We start from the raw sequence: 16,827 nt of genomic DNA on the forward strand, positions 1-16,827 counted from the left end.
ATTCTGATTGACTGTTTGTTATGAAATATCCGCAGGGTATAACGAAAGGAAAAAACCGTTATATTTGCCTTGTCACGAAGTATTAACCAAAAATCTCAAAAAATGAAAATCTTCAAAATGCTTACCGCACTTGCGGCTTTCTTTGCCGTGGCGTTGTTTTCGGGGTGTGATGACGACAAAAGGCCCGAACCCGATCCGCAGCCGGTGAAACTCGCTTCGCCCGAGATTGTCTTCAAGGATGTCAAACCCACGTCGTTCGCGGCTTCGTGGACAGCCGTGGAACATGCTGCGGCATTCGGCTATAAACTGCTGGCGACCGAAAGGGGACAGGAGGTCGTCGTGGCTGAAGTAGCTTCGTATGATGCCGTGGAGGTCTCTTTTTCGGGGCTCAAGCCCGCTACGAAATATACGCTCGAAGTCGTCGCGCTGGCCGGGAACGACCCGGGATATACCGATTCGGATCCGGCGAAGGCTTCAACGACGACAGCCGACGAACCGGTCGTCGTGACGTCGCCGTGGGTCGATGTCGAATTCTCTTACGAGACGGTCGGCGGAAAGGGGACGTTGCGTGTCACCAACAAAGCCAATGTCAAGTGTGCGCATTTTTATTCGAGTACCGAGACGGTGAATGTTATCGGCGAAGGGTATGATGACGAAAAGACGCTGATCGGGTATATCCTGCTGGATTACGAGGAGAACGTGCCGGGCGTTTATATGGACACGGCCGAGCACAAGTTCAATAACAACGGTGCCGGATTCAAGGCCGGCGACAAGCTCTTCTACTATGTCGTGGGCGTGGATGCGGCCGACAAACCGGGCGACCTGAACTGGTTTTGGGTCGAAATCCCCGCCAACATAGGCGACCCGGTGATTATCCTCGATTCGCCGGAGGTCTGACGACTTTCCGGAATAATTGGTAAGCGGGATCAGGTAGAAGCCTGATCCCGCTTATTGTGCCCTGTCCAGGCTTGGTGCTGGGCAGCATACAAGGTCTTTTCAAGCCGGAAAAGGTCGACGGGAGAGCTGGCCTGTTTAATGAGGAATTTCTGCCCGCCGATGCCTGAAGTTTTTGATGGGAATTATCCTTCGCCCGAAACGGTATTTAGCGGGAACGCCGCCAGAAACAGTTCGGGGTTGGGGGCGCCGTCTGAAACAGTCCCCGCCCGAGTGTGGGCGTCTGGGACTGTAGCCCGAAACGGTTTTCGGTATGTCGCCGGGGTTACCGTTCGGAGGGGGTTCCGGTTCGGTGTTTATCGTCGGGGTTTACCGTTTGAAGCAGTTTTCGGCGCGGAGCTTCATGCCGGGGTTGTCGTCCGGAGGGGTTTCCGGTTCGGTGTGTGTTGCCGGAGTTTGCCATTCGGAGTGTTTCCGATCCGGGATTTATTGTCGGTGTTTATCGTTCGGAAGGGTTCCCGGTTCGGTGTTTATCGCCGGGGTTTACCGTTTGAAACAGTTTTCGGCGCGGAGCTTCTCGCCGGGGTTCGGCGGGTAGATGCCGAATACCAGTTTGTACTCGGTTTCCATCGTCATGATGTTGACCGACGAGCCGATGGTGCCCAACTGTTCGTTTCTTGCCACTTTCTGGCCCTTTTCGACGCAGATCGACCCCATGTTGGCATAGGAGGTTATATATTCGCCGTGAGCCACGAAAACGTCGTATTTGTTGGTGATGCGGTTGCGCTTGATTTCGACGACCTTTCCGTCGTAGATCGAAATGACGTGCGCACCCTTGGGGCCGGCGATCTCGGCCATGTTTTCCTTGTAGCGTTTTACCGAACCGGCCGTGACGGGAAGCCTCAGCCCCGTGGTCTTGGTCGAGAACGACGCACCCTCGGTATTGCCTTTGGTGAGTTTGCGCAGCTCGCTGATGGCCACGTCGAGTTGCTGTTCCTGCGACAGTTTGCGTTGCAGGGCCTGTTTCTCCTTCTGCGACATTTGGCGGATATTGGCCCGGGCGTTGCGCGAATCGCGCTGGAGCTTCTGTTTCTGGGCGGTGAGGTTCTGCGTCACCGAATCCAACGAGCGTTTGCGACGGTCGAGCAGCTCCTTCTCGCGGGCGACCTGTTCCGAAAGTGCGGCGATGTCGTGCAGTTTGCGTTCGCGCATCGAAGCCACCTCGCGCAGGTTGGTGATCTTTTTCGCGACGTCGGCGAAGTCGCGCGACGAGAAAATGTAGGTCAGGTAATTGTTGTGCTTATAGTTGCGGTAGGCCTCGCGTACCATCTCGGCATACTGCGTACGGTTGCGTTCCAGGGCCGAGCTGAGATCGCCGGCGACGCTGTCCGTACGGGATATCTCCTTGCGCAGCAGGCGCACCTGCTTCTCGGTCTCTTCGAGCAGTTGGTTGCGGGAGTCGAGCTGGCGCGCCAGGCGGCGAACCCGTTCCTCGGTGGCGGCGCGGCCTTCCTGTATCTTCGAGATCGCGCGTTCCTCGTCGGCAATCCTCTTTTCCAGGGCGGCGATGACCCGTTTCTGCTCTTCGATGGCATCGCGGCCCCCCTGCGCCGCAGCGGTAAAGGCGGCGAACAGGAAAAGGAGGGTCAGTATGCGGGCGGGCTTCATCACGGTCACTCTTTTTCGGCTTTGCCCTGTTCCATGCGGCGGGTGATCTGGTCGGCGTCGTAGCCCTTTTCGAGTCCCTTGCGCCAGTATATTTCGGCCATGAACTGTTCGCCCATGGCATGCAGGATATCCCCGTAATGAACCAGCAGCGCCGCACTCTCCTGCCCGTCGAGGGCGATGGCCTGCTGCATCACCTTCTTGGCCTCGGCCGTGCGTCCCAGCTTGAAGAGCACCCAGGCATGGGTGTCCAGGTAGGTGGGGTTGTTGTCCGTGAGGGCGATGGCGCGGCTCGACATCGTGAGCGCCTTTTCGAGTTCACGCCCTTCGAGCGAGAGGAAATAGGCGTAGTTGTTGAGTACCATGGCGTTATCCGGATCGTAGCGCAGGCTGTGGTCGTAGGCTTTGTAGCACTGCTTCATATCCGCCCGGAACGAACCTTTTCGGACAGCCCGGGCGAAATTGTCGTCGATGTCCTGTTCGCCGGCGGTGGCTTTCTGGTGCCAGGTGTCGCCGATAAATCCCCAGATCACGCTGCGCAGCGAATCTGTCCGGGCATAGCCCAGCGATTGTTTGTAGGCTTTGATCGCCTGGGGATATTGTTTGGAATAATTCAGCGTATGCCCTTTCGAGAGGTGGAAATCGACCTGTCCGGGAAAGAGCTCCAGGGCGCGCCCGATATAGCGGTTCACCGAATCGGGATGCTGAAGATAGCTCTCGATGTCTATCACCGAACGGAAATACTCCTCGACGGGCGGCTGGTCGTCGAGGTGGAGTTTGTAGAGCGCGAGCGCCTGTTCCAGCTCGCCCGAGGCGATCAGGTGTTTGGCATAAAGTTCCACGACGCGCCTGTCCTGCGGGTAGCGGACGGCAAGCGTCGAGGCCAGCGTATTGAGCTGGGGGTAATATTCGCGGTAGAAACGCATGTCGGAGGTGAAGATCCCGAAACGCTTGATCTTCGTGTCGAGCGGCATCTTGTCCGACTCGAAAAGCCGCTGCGTAACGTCCAGCACCGCCCGGTAATCGTGGCGGCCGTTGTAGAAATCGGCCAGCGACATGAGCGTCCCCACGTCGGTCGAGTCGATCTGCAATGCCCGGTCGTATTCGGCCTTTGCCAGCGAGTCCTTGCCCAGAATGCCGTAGAGGTCGGCCAGCACGACGTGGTGTTCGGCCTCGTAAGGCACCGCTTCGACCATGGCCTCGGCCTCTTCGACGGCCTTGTCCATCTGGCGCGTAGAGACCAGCAGCTGCCGCTTCATGGTGCTCAGTACCGGGATGCGCCCGAAGCGCACCTCGGCCGAGTCGAGCGTGGCGATGGCCGAGAAGGGCTGCTGCGCCTGCTCGTAGAGGGCGGCCAGAATCCGGTAGTTGTCGGGGTTCTGCGGCTCGTCGCTGCGCAGGCGGCGGTAGACGGCCAGCGCCTCGTCGTAACGGCGGGCATAGATGAGTGCCTGCCCGAGGAACTGGTGGTACCACTTGTTGGCGGTGTCGAGCCGGAAGGCCGTGCGTGCCAGATCCACCGCCTCGTCGGGCGTGGAATACATGCCGTTTGCGGCCATTTCGTAATAGGCCGGTGCGAAGGTCGAGTCGTTGCGGATGGCCTCGACGAAGAATTCCCGCGCCCGGACGGTATCGCGGGCGATGGCATTCTGTTTGATGCCTTCCGTATACAGCCATACGCTGCGCAGCGAATCGGGATAGCCGGGCGCGCCGGCGGGGCCTTTCCCGGCGGCGAATGCCGAAAGGAAGAGCACGCAGAGTACCGTGATCGCTGTCAGACGTTTCATGGGCCCGGTGGTTTTAGAGTGCCGTGTCGAACTGGTGGAGGAAACGCACGTCGTTCTCGAAATAGAGGCGCAGGTCTTTCACGCCGTATTTGAGCATTGCGATGCGTTCAATACCCATGCCGAAGGCGAAGCCCGAGTATTTTTCGGGGTCTATGCCGTTTGCCCGCAGTACGTTGGGGTCAACCATGCCGCAGCCCATGATTTCGAGCCAGCCGGTACCCTTGCACACCGGGCAGCCCTTGCCCCCGCAGAGGTTGCACGATACGTCGACCTCGGCCGAAGGTTCGGTAAAGGGGAAATACGACGGGCGCATGCGGATGACGGCCTGCTCGCCGAAGACCTCCTTGGCGAAGTAGAGCAGCGACTGTTTCATGTCGGCGAACGACACCCCTTCGTCGATGTAGAGGCCCTCGATCTGGTGGAAGATGCAGTGCGCGCGGTACGAAATGGCTTCGTTGCGGAACACGCAGCCGGGGCAGATGACACGGATGGGCGGTTTCTGGTGCTCCATGGTGCGTACCTGGATCGACGAGGTATGCGTGCGCAGCAGGATGTCGGGATCCTTTTCGATGAAGAACGTGTCCTGCATGTCGCGTGCCGGATGTTCGGGCGGGAAATTGAGCGCCGAGAAGACATGCCAGTCATCCTCGATTTCGGGGCCGTCGGCGACGGTGTAGCCCAGCCGCGAGAACACCTCGACGATCTGGTTCTTGACGATCGAGATCGGGTGGCGCGACCCCAACTGCTCGGCCGAACCGGGGCGGGTCATGTCTTCGGTCGCGGCGCCGTCGGCGGAGATCGCGTCCTGCAGTTGCTCGCGCAGGGCGTTTATGCGGTCGAGGGCGGTGGCCTTGAGCTTGTTGAGCTGCTGCCCCATTTCGCGCTTGAGCTCCGGGGCCACCGTCTTGAACTCTTCCATCAGGGCGTTCAGTTCGCCCTTCTTGCCGAGCACTTTGATGCGGAACTCCTCGATCTCGGCCGCTGCCTTCGGTTTGAACTCTTCGACACGTCGGAGAAGTTCATTGATTTTGTCGGTCATATTTTGATTGTTTACGCTTTTTTCCGTATTTTTACCCGTCTTATTACGGTATATATAACGTGCAAAGTTATAAAAAAATTGAGATATGTTGCGTAAAACCCTCTCATTTATCTCGGTGCTGTTGCTCGCTGCGACGGCTGCCGGGGCGCAGAACCCCGACGACGGGACTGCACGTCCCCGCTCGGTGGGCGTCGTGATGAGCGGCGGCGGCGCAAAGGGACTCTACCATATAGGCGTGCTCGAAGCCCTCGAGGAGAACGGCGTGCCGATCGATTACGTGGCGGGCACCTCGATGGGCTCGATCATCGCGGCCATGTATGCCGCGGGCTACTCCCCGGCCCAGATGCGCGAGATCGTCGCTTCGGGCGTGGTCAAGGAGTGGGTGTCGGGGCGTATCGACCCCCGCTATACCCCCTACTACCGGCAGATCGGCCATAATCCGTCGTTTATCAGCGTGCGCCTGAACCTGGGAAGCTCGGGCAAACGCTTCCGCGTGACGAACCTGATTTCTTCGACGCCGATCGAGATGGCGCTTACGGAGCTGTTCGCGCCGGCCTCGGCGGCCGCAGGCGGCGACTTCGACCGTCTGATGGTGCCTTTCCTCTGCGTGTCGAGCGATATGAACGCCCGCGAACCGGTGGTGATGCGCAACGGCGACCTGTGCGAAGCCGTGCGCTCGTCGATGTCCATCCCGCTGGTGTTCAAACCGATGAAAGTCGATTCGATGCTGCTGTACGACGGCGGTATTTACGACAACTTCCCGTGGCGGCCGCTCGACGTGGGGTTCCGTCCCGACCTGATCGTGGGCAGCATCTGCACGGCGGGCAACACTCCGCCGGGCGAGGACATCAACATCCTCGACCAGGCTTTCATGCTGGCGATGCACGATACGGACTATGACCTGCCCAAGGGACGCAGTGTCACGGTACGCCGTGCGGTGGATGTCAACATGCTCGACTTCGACAGTGCGGTGGCCGTGATGGACTCCGGGTATGCGGATGCGATGGCCGTCATGCCGCAGATCCTGGAGCGGGTTTCCGAACGCTGGTCGCCCCAGCGCTATGCCGAGCGGCGCGAAGAGTTCCGCGCCAAATGCCCGCCGCTGGTCTTCAACGACTATAAACTCGAAGGGCTCTCCCCGGCTCCCGAGGCCTATATCCGCGACTTCGTGAAGGTAGACCGCCGTACCCCCGGGCGCCAGCGCCCGATGGGCTTCTCCGAACTGCGCGACAACCTCTATGCGGTGCTTGCGGACGGCGATTTCACGATGGATTTCCCGCATGTGGCATACGACACCGTGAAGGAACGCTATTCGTTCCGGGCGAAGTTCCATACCAAACCCAATTTCAAGATCACGATCGGCGGCAATGTCTCCTCGACGGCCTTCAACCAGGCCTACATCGGCGTCAATTACCAGACGATCGGACGCGTGGGGCAGCAGTTGGGCGCCGACCTCTACCTCGGGCCGATCTATACGTGGGGTACGATCGGCGGGCGCACGGATTTCTATGCGTGGAAGCCGATCTTCCTGGACTACTCCTATAATTTCGCCGTGCGGAATTTCCGCCACGGGTCGTTCGGCAACGTCACCAAAATCGACAACACGCGGCAGGTCAAGAACAGCGAAAGTTTCTTCTCGGTGGCTGCCGGGATGCCCCTCGCCCACCGCGGCGTCTTCCTGATCCGCGCCAACGGCGGGCATGTCAATTACCGGTACGATTCCGACGAGCTTTTCGCCGATGATACCGACCATTCGCGCTATTCGTTCTTCGGGATCAAGGCCGAGCTGGCACGCAATACGCTCGACAAGTTCCTCTATCCCCGCCGGGGTTCCGACCTGAAACTGTCGGGCATCTTCGTCACGGGGCGCGATAAATACGAGCCGTTCGATGCGAAAAAGTTCCTGTCGCGGACGCCCCGCCAGTGGTTCGGGGCACGGTTTACGTGGGACAAGTATTTCGACATGCCGGGCTGCAGCTGGCTTTCGCTGGGGCTGAATGTCGACGGCGTGATCACGAACCACCCCGAGTTCACGACCGAGGGAGCCACGGTGATGTCGATGCCGGCCTATGAGCCGGTGCCTCATGCGCAGATGATTTACATGCCCGACTTCCGTGGCAGGCGGTTCGCGGCGGGCGGTATCATGCCCACCTTCGACCTGATGCACAACTTCTTCCTGCGCACGGGTTTCTACGCCATGTTCCGCGAGAAACGCAGTTTCGTGCCCGGGGTGTCGGGCCCGGTGGAAGATAAGCGCTGGCACTATATCGCCGAGGCGTCGCTGGTCTACCATACGCCGATCGGCCCGGTCAGCCTGGCCCTGACCAAATATGACCTGCGCAACTGGAAGAACATGTACCTGACGTTCAATTTCGGGTATGCGATCTTCGCGCCCAAGGGGACGTTCTATTAGCGGGCTGTGACGGCGGGCGATTCCTGCGCGGTTTTTGTGGTTCGCAATCCGGTTCCGCGGCTTCCTGTCCGGCTTTATGGCGTGCTGCGCAGTTCCTTCGTACGCTCCGGGGGGGGGCGGAATAAGCGGCGGCGTGAATAAGGGTGTTGCCTGATCGGGCCGCAGGGGTTTGCCCGGGGCTGGAGGGCGGACTCCGGAGCCTTTGCCGCGGCGGGCTGCATTATTTTTTCTGTTATCGGAATAACACTTTTTTAAATTATTTTCATAAATTTGCCCCGGTAATACCGGATGAAAGATCAATTCAACAAAATAATTCAAAATCAAAGAGCTATGTTCGCAATCGACAATTACGATTTCAAAGGCAAGCGCGCGATCATCCGCGTGGATTTCAACGTGCCCCTCAACGAGAAGGGCGAGGTGACGGACGATACCCGCATCCGTGCGGCGATCCCCACCATCAAGAAGGTGCTCGAAAAGGGCGGCTCGGTCATCCTGATGTCGCACCTGGGACGTCCCAAGAAGAATCCCGATCCCAAGTTCTCGCTGGAGCAGATTGTCCCCGCCATCGAGAAACGCCTGGGCGTGAAGGTGATGTTCGCCGGCGACTGCATGGGCGAGAAGGCCGCCGAGATGGCTGCAAACCTCAAGCCCGGCGAGGTGATGCTGCTCGAGAACCTGCGTTTCTATGCCGAGGAGGAGGGCAAGCCCCGCGGCCTGGCCGAAGACGCTACCGACGAGGAGAAGAAGGCAGCCAAGAAGGCGCTCAAAGAGGGCCCGCAGAAGGAGTTCGTCAAGAAACTCGCTTCGTACGCCGATTGCTACATCAACGATGCGTTCGGTACGGCGCACCGCGCACACGCTTCGACGGCGCTGATCGCCGACTATTTCCCCAACGACAAGATGTTCGGTTATGTGATGGAGAACGAGCTGAAGGCCATCGACGGCATCATGCTCAACCCGCAGCGCCCGTTCTGCGCCATCCTGGGCGGTTCGAAGGTTTCGACCAAGATCACCATCATCGAGAACCTCCTGGAGAAGGTGGACGTCCTCGTTCTGGGCGGCGGTATGACCTACACCTTCGCGGCTGCGGAGGGCGGTAAGGTCGGCAATTCGATTTGTGAGCCCGACCAGTTCCAGACGGCACTCGATATCCTGGCCAAAGCCAAGCAGAAGGGTGTGAAAGTCGTCATGTCGCCCGACGCGCTGATCGCCGACGCATTCTCGGCCGATGCCAACACCGATGTGGCCCCCGCCAACAACATTCCCGACGGCTGGGAAGGCGTCGACATCGCCGAGGAAGGCAAGAAGGTGTTCCGCGAGGAGATACTCAAGTGCAAGACGATCCTCTGGAACGGCCCCGTGGGTGTGTTCGAAATCGACAAGTTCGCAACCGGTTCGCGTGCCGTGGCGGAGGCTATCGCCGAGGCTACCTCGAAGGGAGCCTATTCGCTTATCGGCGGCGGCGATTCGGTGGCCTGCATCAACAAGTTCGGCCTGGCGGATCAGGTGTCGTACGTTTCGACGGGCGGCGGCGCCCTGCTGGAGTATATGGAGGGCAAAGAGCTCCCGGGCGTGGCGGCGATCCGCAAATAAGCCGACATTCCGATCCAGATCCGAAATAAAGACAAGGGGTGTTCCGGCATGGTCGGACACCCCTGTCGTCACTAAAATACCCGAACACAATGAAAAAAATCATTCTTTTCGCTGCAACAATAGCTTGTATGGCAAGTTGTCAGAATACATCCAAAACCCCGGCCATCGACCTGGCCAACTTCGACCTTTCGGTAGCCCCGAACGCCGATTTCTACGAGTACGCCACGGGCGGCTGGCAGAAGAACAACCCCCTCAAACCGGAATATTCGCGCTACGGTTCGTTCGATATCCTGCGCGACAACAACGAGAAGCGTATCAACGAGCTTTTCTCGGAGATGACCAAGATGAAGGCCGAGCCCGGCAGCATCGAGCAGAAAATCTCCGACCTCTATAAGATGGGGCTCGATTCGGTGCGCCTGAACGCCGAGGGCGCAGCTCCGGTGAAGGATGCCGTAGCCGGGATCCTTGCGATCTCCGACCGTTCGCAGCTGACCCCCGTAGTGGCCAGGATACACACCGCGATCGCCAACCCGTTCTTTTCGGTGGGTGTGCAGGCCGACCTGATGAACAGCGATATCAACGCCCTTTATATCTCGCAGTCGGGTATCATGATGGGCGACCGCGATTACTACCTCGACCCTGAGAACGAGAATATCCGGACGGCCTACAAGGAGTATCTGGGCAAGCTCTTCCGCCTGGGCGGAGTCCCCGAAGCCGATATCGAGAAAGCTGTTGCCGGGGTGATGAACATCGAGACGAAGCTGGCCGAGAAGTCGTGGTCGAATACCGAGCTGCGCGACATTCCGGCACAGTACAACCCCACGGCGAAGGCCGAGTTCGAGAAGACCTACGACGCCATCGACTGGCCCGTTTACTACAAAGCCATGGGCATCGGCGACTTCGACACGATCATCGTGACGACGAAATCGTCGATCGCCAACGCCAACGACCTGATGAAGAACGCCCCGCTGGAGGATATCCGTTACTACCTCGCGGCGCAGTACCTGGACGATGCCGCGTCGTACCTGAGCGACGATTTCCAGCAGGCTTCGTTCGATTTCTACGGCAAGGCGATGGCCGGCCAGCAGGAGATGAAACCCCGCTGGAAGCGTGCCATGTCGGTGCCCAACGGCATCCTTTCCGAGGCCGTGGGCGAGATGTATGTAGCCAAATATTTCCCCGCAAAGGACAAGGAGCGCATGCTCGGACTGGTGAAGAACCTGCAGACGGCGCTCGGGCAGCATATCGCGGCGCTGGACTGGATGTCGGACGCTACGAAGGCCAAGGCTCAGGAAAAACTGGCGGCCTTCACGGTGAAGATCGGTTACCCGGACAAATGGAAGGACTATTCGACGCTGGCGATCGACCCTTCGAAGAGCTATTTCGAGAACATCGTGAATGCCAGCCTCTGGTATACGGCCGACAATATTTCGAAGCTCGGCAAGCCTGTCGATAAGGACGAGTGGCACATGTCGCCCCAGACGGTGAACGCCTACTATAACCCGACGACCAACGAGATCTGCTTCCCGGCAGCCATCCTCCAGCCGCCGTTCTACAACCCCGAGGCTGACGACGCCGTGAACTACGGCGCCATCGGCGTGGTGATCGGCCACGAGATGACCCACGGGTTCGACGACCAGGGCCGCAACTTCGACAAGGACGGCAACATGAACAACTGGTGGACGGAAGAGGACGCCGCTGCGTTCAAGGCCAAGACCGACATCCTCGTAAAACAGTTCGACGCGATCGAGGTGCTGCCCGCCAAGGACGGCCAGCCTGCGATTATGGCCAACGGAGCCCTCTGCTTGGGCGAGAATATCGCCGACCAGGGCGGCCTGCGCGTTTCCCATACGGCATTCCGTAACTCGCTGAACGGCACCGAGCCCGCACCGATCGACGGATTCACCGCCGACCAGCGGTTCTACCTGGCTTACGCTACGCTGTGGGCGCAGAATATCCGCGACGAGGAGATCGCACGCCTTACGAAGCTCGACGTACACTCGCTGGGAAAATGGCGCGTGAACGCCACGCTGCGTAACCTGCAGGATTTCTACGATGCGTTCAGTATGACCGACGGGGAGATGTTCATGCCGGAGGAGGAACGCGTGGTTATCTGGTAGGCGGGTTCCGTTCCGATCGATATGCCGGCGGCCGGGTGATCCCGGCCGCCTTTTTGTTTGCCTGCCGGGCGGGTTGTAATGTCGAGTATATCGAAAAACGATAAATATTTTTTGATATTCAAAAATTGTTGTTATATTTGTCGCCGAACAAACCTTAAAAATAACTCTCAGCGACCATGGATTTACTCACAGTAGAACATGTCACCAAGCAATACGCCGGGCACAAGGCCCTCGACGACGTATCGCTCGCAATCCCCCGAGGTTCGGTCTACGGGTTGCTCGGCCCCAACGGGGCCGGCAAGACGACGCTGATCCGCATCATCAACCGCATCACGGCGCCCGACAGCGGCCGCGTGTTGTTCGGTGACCGCGAGATCACGCCTGCGGATGTTTACCGTATCGGTTACCTGCCCGAGGAACGCGGCCTTTACAAGAAGATGAAGGTCGGCGAACAGGCCGTTTTCTTCGCACGCCTGAAAGGGCTTTCGCGCCGCGAAGCCGTCGTGCGGCTCAAGCAGTGGTTCGTGAAGTTCGGTATCCAGGACTGGTGGGACAAGAAGATCGAGGAGCTCTCGAAGGGCATGGCCCAGAAGGTGCAGTTCATCGTCACGGTGCTGCATGAACCCGAACTGCTGATCTTCGACGAGCCTTTCTCGGGCTTCGACCCGATCAATGCCAACCTCCTGAAGGAGGAGATCCTCGCCCTGCGCGACAAGGGCTCCACGATCATCTTCTCGACACACAACATGTCGTCCGTGGAGGAGATCTGCGACCACATCACGCTGATCAACAAGTCGCGCAACATCCTCTCGGGGTGTGTCGACGACATACGCCGCAGGCACGGGGCAAACATCTTCGAAGTGGCCTACCGGGGCGATGAGGCGGCGCTGCGCCGTGCCGTCGAAGGCCGCTGCGAGATACTCGAAGGTTCGCAGGACAAGTCGGTATACGCTACGCTCAAACTCCATGTTGAGCGCGACGAGGAGGTGCGCGCAGTGATCGCCGCCGTGAACGACGCCGTCGAGCTGCGCTCGTTCCAGGAGATCATCCCGTCGATGAACGACATATTCATCCGCGCCGTCAGCGGGAACCTTTAGCCGGCCATGAACAGCAAGATCGTCAGCTCCGTCTTCGCCGTCGCGGCACTGGGCATCCTCTTTTACGACGTCTGTGCCGGGGAGCGGGTTGCGCCGTGGGTCTACCTCTGCGTAGGGCTGCTCGTCGCGGCGCAGCTGATCAATGTCTTCGGGAACAAAACTCATAAAAACAAGTAAAACCATGTCACAAGTAGGTATCATCATAGGACGCGAATTCAACGAGCGCGTCCGTAAAAAATCCTTCATCATCACCACGCTGCTGATGCCGCTGCTGATGGTCGGCCTGATGTTCGCCCCGATGCTCATCATGAAGTATTCGGGCGGCGACGAGAAACATATCGCCGTGATCGACGAGAGCGGGCTGATAGCCCCCAGGCTGCAAAGCGGCAAGGAGCTGATATTCGAGCCCACCGACCTTTCGACCGAGGCCGCGCGTAAGGAGCTGACCGACAAGTTCGGCGTGCTCTACATCGGTTCGGACATCCTCACCAACCCCAACAACGTGAAACTGTATGCCAATTCGTCGTCGTCGCTGTCGGTCGAAAGCAACATCACGGGGCAGATCGAGGATATCATAGAGGCCGAGAAACTCAAATCGTACAACATCGAAAACCTGTCGCAGATACTTCAGGAGGTGAAGACCCGCGTCGGTATGCAGACTTTCCGCAACGACGAGTCGCAGGAAGAGGAGGCGCACGCCAAATCGTCAGTGGTAGCCACGGGGACGGGCTTCGTGCTGGGCATGATCCTCTACATGTTCCTGCTGATCTACGGTTCGATGGTCATGCAGTCCGTGATTGAGGAGAAGAACAGCCGTGTGCTGGAGGTGATGGTTTCGTCGGTGAGGCCCTTCGACCTGATGCTGGGCAAGATACTCGGCGTGGCGTCGGTTGCCGTCGTGCAGGTGCTGATCTGGGGCGCGCTGTGCGTCGTAGGGGCGCTTGCGGTGGCGCAGATGATGCCGCCCGAAATGATGGAGGGCGTGCAGGCCATGCAGCAGGGGGTTCCCGGCGCAGCGGCTGCGATCGACGTGAACCCGGAGATGTTGCAGGTGATAGCGGCCGTTACGGACTTCGGCTTTATCCTCCGCATCTTCGCCTACCTGCTGCTGTTCGTCTTCGGCGGTTACCTGTTCTATTCGGCGATGTTCGCCGCGGTGGGTTCGGCCGTGGACAGCATCCAGGATGCGCAGCAGTTGCAGACGCCGATCACGATTCCGATCATCCTCGCCCTGCTGGTGATGATATCGGTCGTGAACGACCCCAACTCGCAGATGGCCTTCTGGTTCTCGATGATCCCCTTCACGTCGCCCGTGGTGATGATGGCGCGTATCCCTTACGGCATCCCCCTGTGGGAGATAATCCTCTCGCTGGTGATCCTCTACGCCTCGTTTACGGCGATGGTGTGGTTTGCGGCGAAGATCTATCGCGTGGGTATCTTCATGTACGGCAAAAAGCCGACGTTCAAGGAGCTGTACAAGTGGATGCGGTATAAGTATTAGTCCGCACCGCGAAACGCGGAATAATCGGGCCGTACGTTGTCGTGCGGCCCGGTTTGTTTTCGTGCTGCCGGGCCGTCCGCCCCGTGCGGGATCGGCTTGTCCGGGATCGGTGTTGTGCGCGGGACGTCCCGCGGCGGATGGGCCGGCGGCCGGCTCGTGCTGCCCGGGCGTGCGGGTGCGAAATCGGCGGGTGCCGGGATTTTCCCGGTTTTTACTATCTTTGGGGGTATGAAAGAGTCGAAATTCGTCAAAACCAAGATCGTCGCGGGCTATGTCATCCTGATTGCCGTATGCGTCCTTTCAGTCGGGTATGTTTACCGTGCGGTGGTGCGTTTTTCGACCTCCGACGGCAGTTATTCGCTGCTGCACACCAAGCGCAATGTCGTGGGACAAACCCTCTACCACCTCTACCAGGCCGAGAGTTACGGCCAGCTGATGATCGCCGGATACAAGTCTTACGAGGCGCGGTACAAACGTGAATTGCGCACCGTGCGCGGCTATATCGACTCGTTGCGCAACCTGGCCGGGGAGCAGGATTCGCTGCAGACGATGCGTCTGGACAGCATCGAGAGGCTGCTGGGCGACAAGGAGCGGCGGACGATGAACCTGCGGCGGACGATCCGTTCGGCGGCTACGGCCAGCCTGCTGGACAAGAATATCCGCGAGCTGATCGGCCCGGCGGACAGTGTGGACAGCGTGGGGGTTCTGCGCGACAGCGTGTCGGTGCGTACGGTGGTGCAGGATACGCTGTCCGTGGCGGTGCCGCGGCGCAAGCGCAATTTCTTCCGCCGTTTCGCCGACCTGTTCAGTCCTCCCAAAGAGGATTCGAGCATCGTGATCTCCCACCGTGAGCGGGTCGTCGATTCGCTCCCCGCGACGGCCGTGAAGGATACGATCGCCATCGTCCTCAGGACGTTGCAGGATCGGGTGACCAGCGACCGCATCGGCATTTACGACCGGGCGTGGGACGAAGGGATGCGCCTCCGCTACAGCAACGAACTGGTGAATACGAAGATCTACCGCCTCATCATGGATTTCGAAGCCGAGGATACGGCGTTCCTGCTGGGCAAGATCGACCAGACGGAGGCTATCCGCCGCCGGTCGTCGTACGTGCTGGGCGGTATCGCCATCGTCGCCGTCGTGCTGATGCTGCTGTTCGTGGGTATCCTGCTGCGTGATATCAACCGCAGCACCCGCTACCGGAGGGCGCTCGAGCGGGTCAACCGCGACAACGAGGCGCTGCTGGCGGCGCGTGAGAAGCTGATGCTGGCCATCACGCACGACATCAAGGCGCCGCTGGGGTCGGTGATGGGGTATATCGACCTGCTTTCGCGCCTCACCACGGGCAAACGCGAGGGACTTTACCTGCACAATATGAAGGAGTCGTCGGAGCACCTGCTGGCGCTGGTCAACAGCCTGCTGGACTTCTACCGGCTCGATATCAACAAGGTCGACGTCGACAACGTGGCGTTCTGCCCGGCACAACTGTTCGAGACGATCCGCGAGGGGTTTGCGGCCATGGCCGATGCAAAGGGCATCGCCCTTGTGCTCGAAGCCGGGCCGGGGGCCGGGGACGAGGTGATGGGCGATCCTTTCCGGATCCGCCAGGTTGCCGATAACCTGATATCCAATGCGCTGAAATTTACGGACGAGGGCAGTGTGACGATCCGGGCCGACGTCGTGGAAGGACGGCTGGTATTCTCCGTGCGCGACACCGGGCGGGGCATCGGCCGCGAGGAGAAAGAACGCATTTTCCAGGAGTTCGTACGCCTGCGTTCGGCGCAGGGCGTCGACGGGTTCGGTCTGGGGCTTTCGATCGTCGACCGTCTGGTAAAACTGCTCGGCGGCAGCATCTCGCTCGAAAGCCGCCTGGGCGAGGGCAGCAAGTTCATTGTCTCGGTGCCGGTAGGCCGCAGCAGCGGGAAGAAACCCGGCGGCCCGCCGCAGCCTGCCCGCACGTCCGTCCGTCCGGACTTGAAGGTGCTGCTGATCGACGACGACCCGCTGCAACTGGAGATGACTGCCGGGATGTGCCGCCAGGCCGGGGTGGCTGCCGAGTGCTGCCAGTATCCCGAATATGCCGCCAAACTGGTGGCCGAAGGGGTGTTCGACGCTGTTTTTACCGATATACAGATGCCGTCGGCCGACGGGTTCAGCGTATTGGCCGCGGTGCGCGGGGTCGACCCTGCAATTCCCGTGGTGGCCGTTTCGGCGCGCGGGGAGATGGATGCCGGGGATTTCTCGGCACGCGGGTTCGCGGGATGCCTGCGCAAGCCGTTTACGGCGAATGAACTGGTTGCCGTGCTGAACACCGTATGCGGCGCGGATGCCGCGGTGCCGCCCGCCGGGGGCGGGGTTTCCGCGGTCGGGGCGGAACAGGCGGACGGAGTGGATTTCAGCGCCCTGACGGCCTATGCGGGTGACGACACGGCGGCGGCACGGGGAATTCTGGAATCGTTCGCAGAGCAGGGCGCGGCCAACTGTGCCCTGCTGGAGCGGGCGCTCGATGACGGCGATGCGGCGGCGCTGAAAGCCGTGGCGCACAAGATGGCGCCGATCTTCATGATGCTCGGGGCCGTGCAGGTGGCGGCGGCGCTGCGGACGGCGGAAAGCTGGGAAGGCCCCCTGACCGACACGTTATGCCGGGAGGTACGCACGGCGGCAGAAAATATCCGTGCGATTATCGCGGAAGCGCAAAAAAAGGTATCTTTGTCGTGA

General features: G+C 59.8%; 11 protein-coding genes. 8 read left to right on the plus strand and 3 right to left on the minus strand.

Annotation, left to right across the window (positions count from 1 at the left end):
• Positions 1-102: 102 nt before the first annotated feature.
• Positions 103-897, plus strand: coding sequence for a fibronectin type III domain-containing protein (locus tag NQ559_RS06800; RefSeq protein ID WP_018695559.1), 795 nt, complete (start codon positions 103-105; stop codon positions 895-897).
• A 540-nt stretch (positions 898-1,437) separates the two neighbouring features.
• Here the strand turns inward: NQ559_RS06800 and NQ559_RS06805 are convergent.
• Genes NQ559_RS06805 through pheS form a run of 3 tightly spaced genes read right to left on the minus strand, consistent with a single transcriptional unit; the run spans position 1,438 to position 5,385 of the window.
• Entirely contained in the window at positions 1,438-2,562 is a 1,125-nt protein-coding gene (locus NQ559_RS06805; RefSeq protein ID WP_018695558.1) for a murein hydrolase activator EnvC family protein, read from the minus strand.
• Positions 2,563-2,567: 5 nt separating this feature from the next.
• Positions 2,568-4,346: a tetratricopeptide repeat protein gene (locus tag NQ559_RS06810; protein ID WP_018695557.1), complete on the minus strand. Its 1,779-nt coding sequence runs from the start codon at positions 4,344-4,346 to the stop codon at positions 2,568-2,570.
• A 13-nt stretch (positions 4,347-4,359) separates the two neighbouring features.
• Positions 4,360-5,385 (minus strand): phenylalanine--tRNA ligase subunit alpha, encoded by a 1,026-nt coding sequence (gene pheS, locus NQ559_RS06815; RefSeq protein ID WP_018695556.1) that lies wholly within the window; start codon positions 5,383-5,385, stop codon positions 4,360-4,362.
• An 85-nt stretch (positions 5,386-5,470) separates the two neighbouring features.
• Between pheS and NQ559_RS06820 the strand changes: the two genes are divergently transcribed.
• The 7 genes from NQ559_RS06820 (at position 5,471) to NQ559_RS06850 (ending at position 16,827) form a co-directional block, all read left to right on the plus strand.
• Positions 5,471-7,798, plus strand: a complete 2,328-nt coding sequence (locus tag NQ559_RS06820) for a patatin-like phospholipase family protein (protein ID WP_018695555.1) — start codon at positions 5,471-5,473, stop codon at positions 7,796-7,798.
• A gap of 330 nt (positions 7,799-8,128) precedes the next feature.
• On the plus strand, positions 8,129-9,391 hold the full coding sequence (locus tag NQ559_RS06825; protein WP_018695554.1) for a phosphoglycerate kinase: 1,263 nt from the start codon (positions 8,129-8,131) through the stop codon (positions 9,389-9,391).
• Positions 9,392-9,519: 128 nt separating this feature from the next.
• Positions 9,520-11,511, plus strand: a complete 1,992-nt coding sequence (locus NQ559_RS06830) for a M13 family metallopeptidase (RefSeq protein WP_018695553.1) — start codon at positions 9,520-9,522, stop codon at positions 11,509-11,511.
• 176 nt (positions 11,512-11,687) lie between these two features.
• On the plus strand, positions 11,688-12,608 hold the full coding sequence (locus NQ559_RS06835; protein ID WP_018695552.1) for an ABC transporter ATP-binding protein: 921 nt from the start codon (positions 11,688-11,690) through the stop codon (positions 12,606-12,608).
• A 6-nt stretch (positions 12,609-12,614) separates the two neighbouring features.
• A complete protein-coding gene (locus NQ559_RS06840) occupies positions 12,615-12,785 on the plus strand; it encodes a hypothetical protein (RefSeq protein WP_018695551.1) in 171 nt (56 codons plus the stop codon).
• A gap of 4 nt (positions 12,786-12,789) precedes the next feature.
• Positions 12,790-14,109, plus strand: a complete 1,320-nt coding sequence (locus tag NQ559_RS06845; RefSeq protein ID WP_018695550.1) for an ABC transporter permease — start codon at positions 12,790-12,792, stop codon at positions 14,107-14,109.
• 228 nt (positions 14,110-14,337) lie between these two features.
• Positions 14,338-16,827 (plus strand): ATP-binding protein, encoded by a 2,490-nt coding sequence (locus tag NQ559_RS06850; protein ID WP_026318306.1) that lies wholly within the window; start codon positions 14,338-14,340, stop codon positions 16,825-16,827.

It is taken from the genome of Alistipes onderdonkii, from assembly GCF_025145285.1.
Classification (GTDB): domain Bacteria; phylum Bacteroidota; class Bacteroidia; order Bacteroidales; family Rikenellaceae; genus Alistipes; species Alistipes onderdonkii.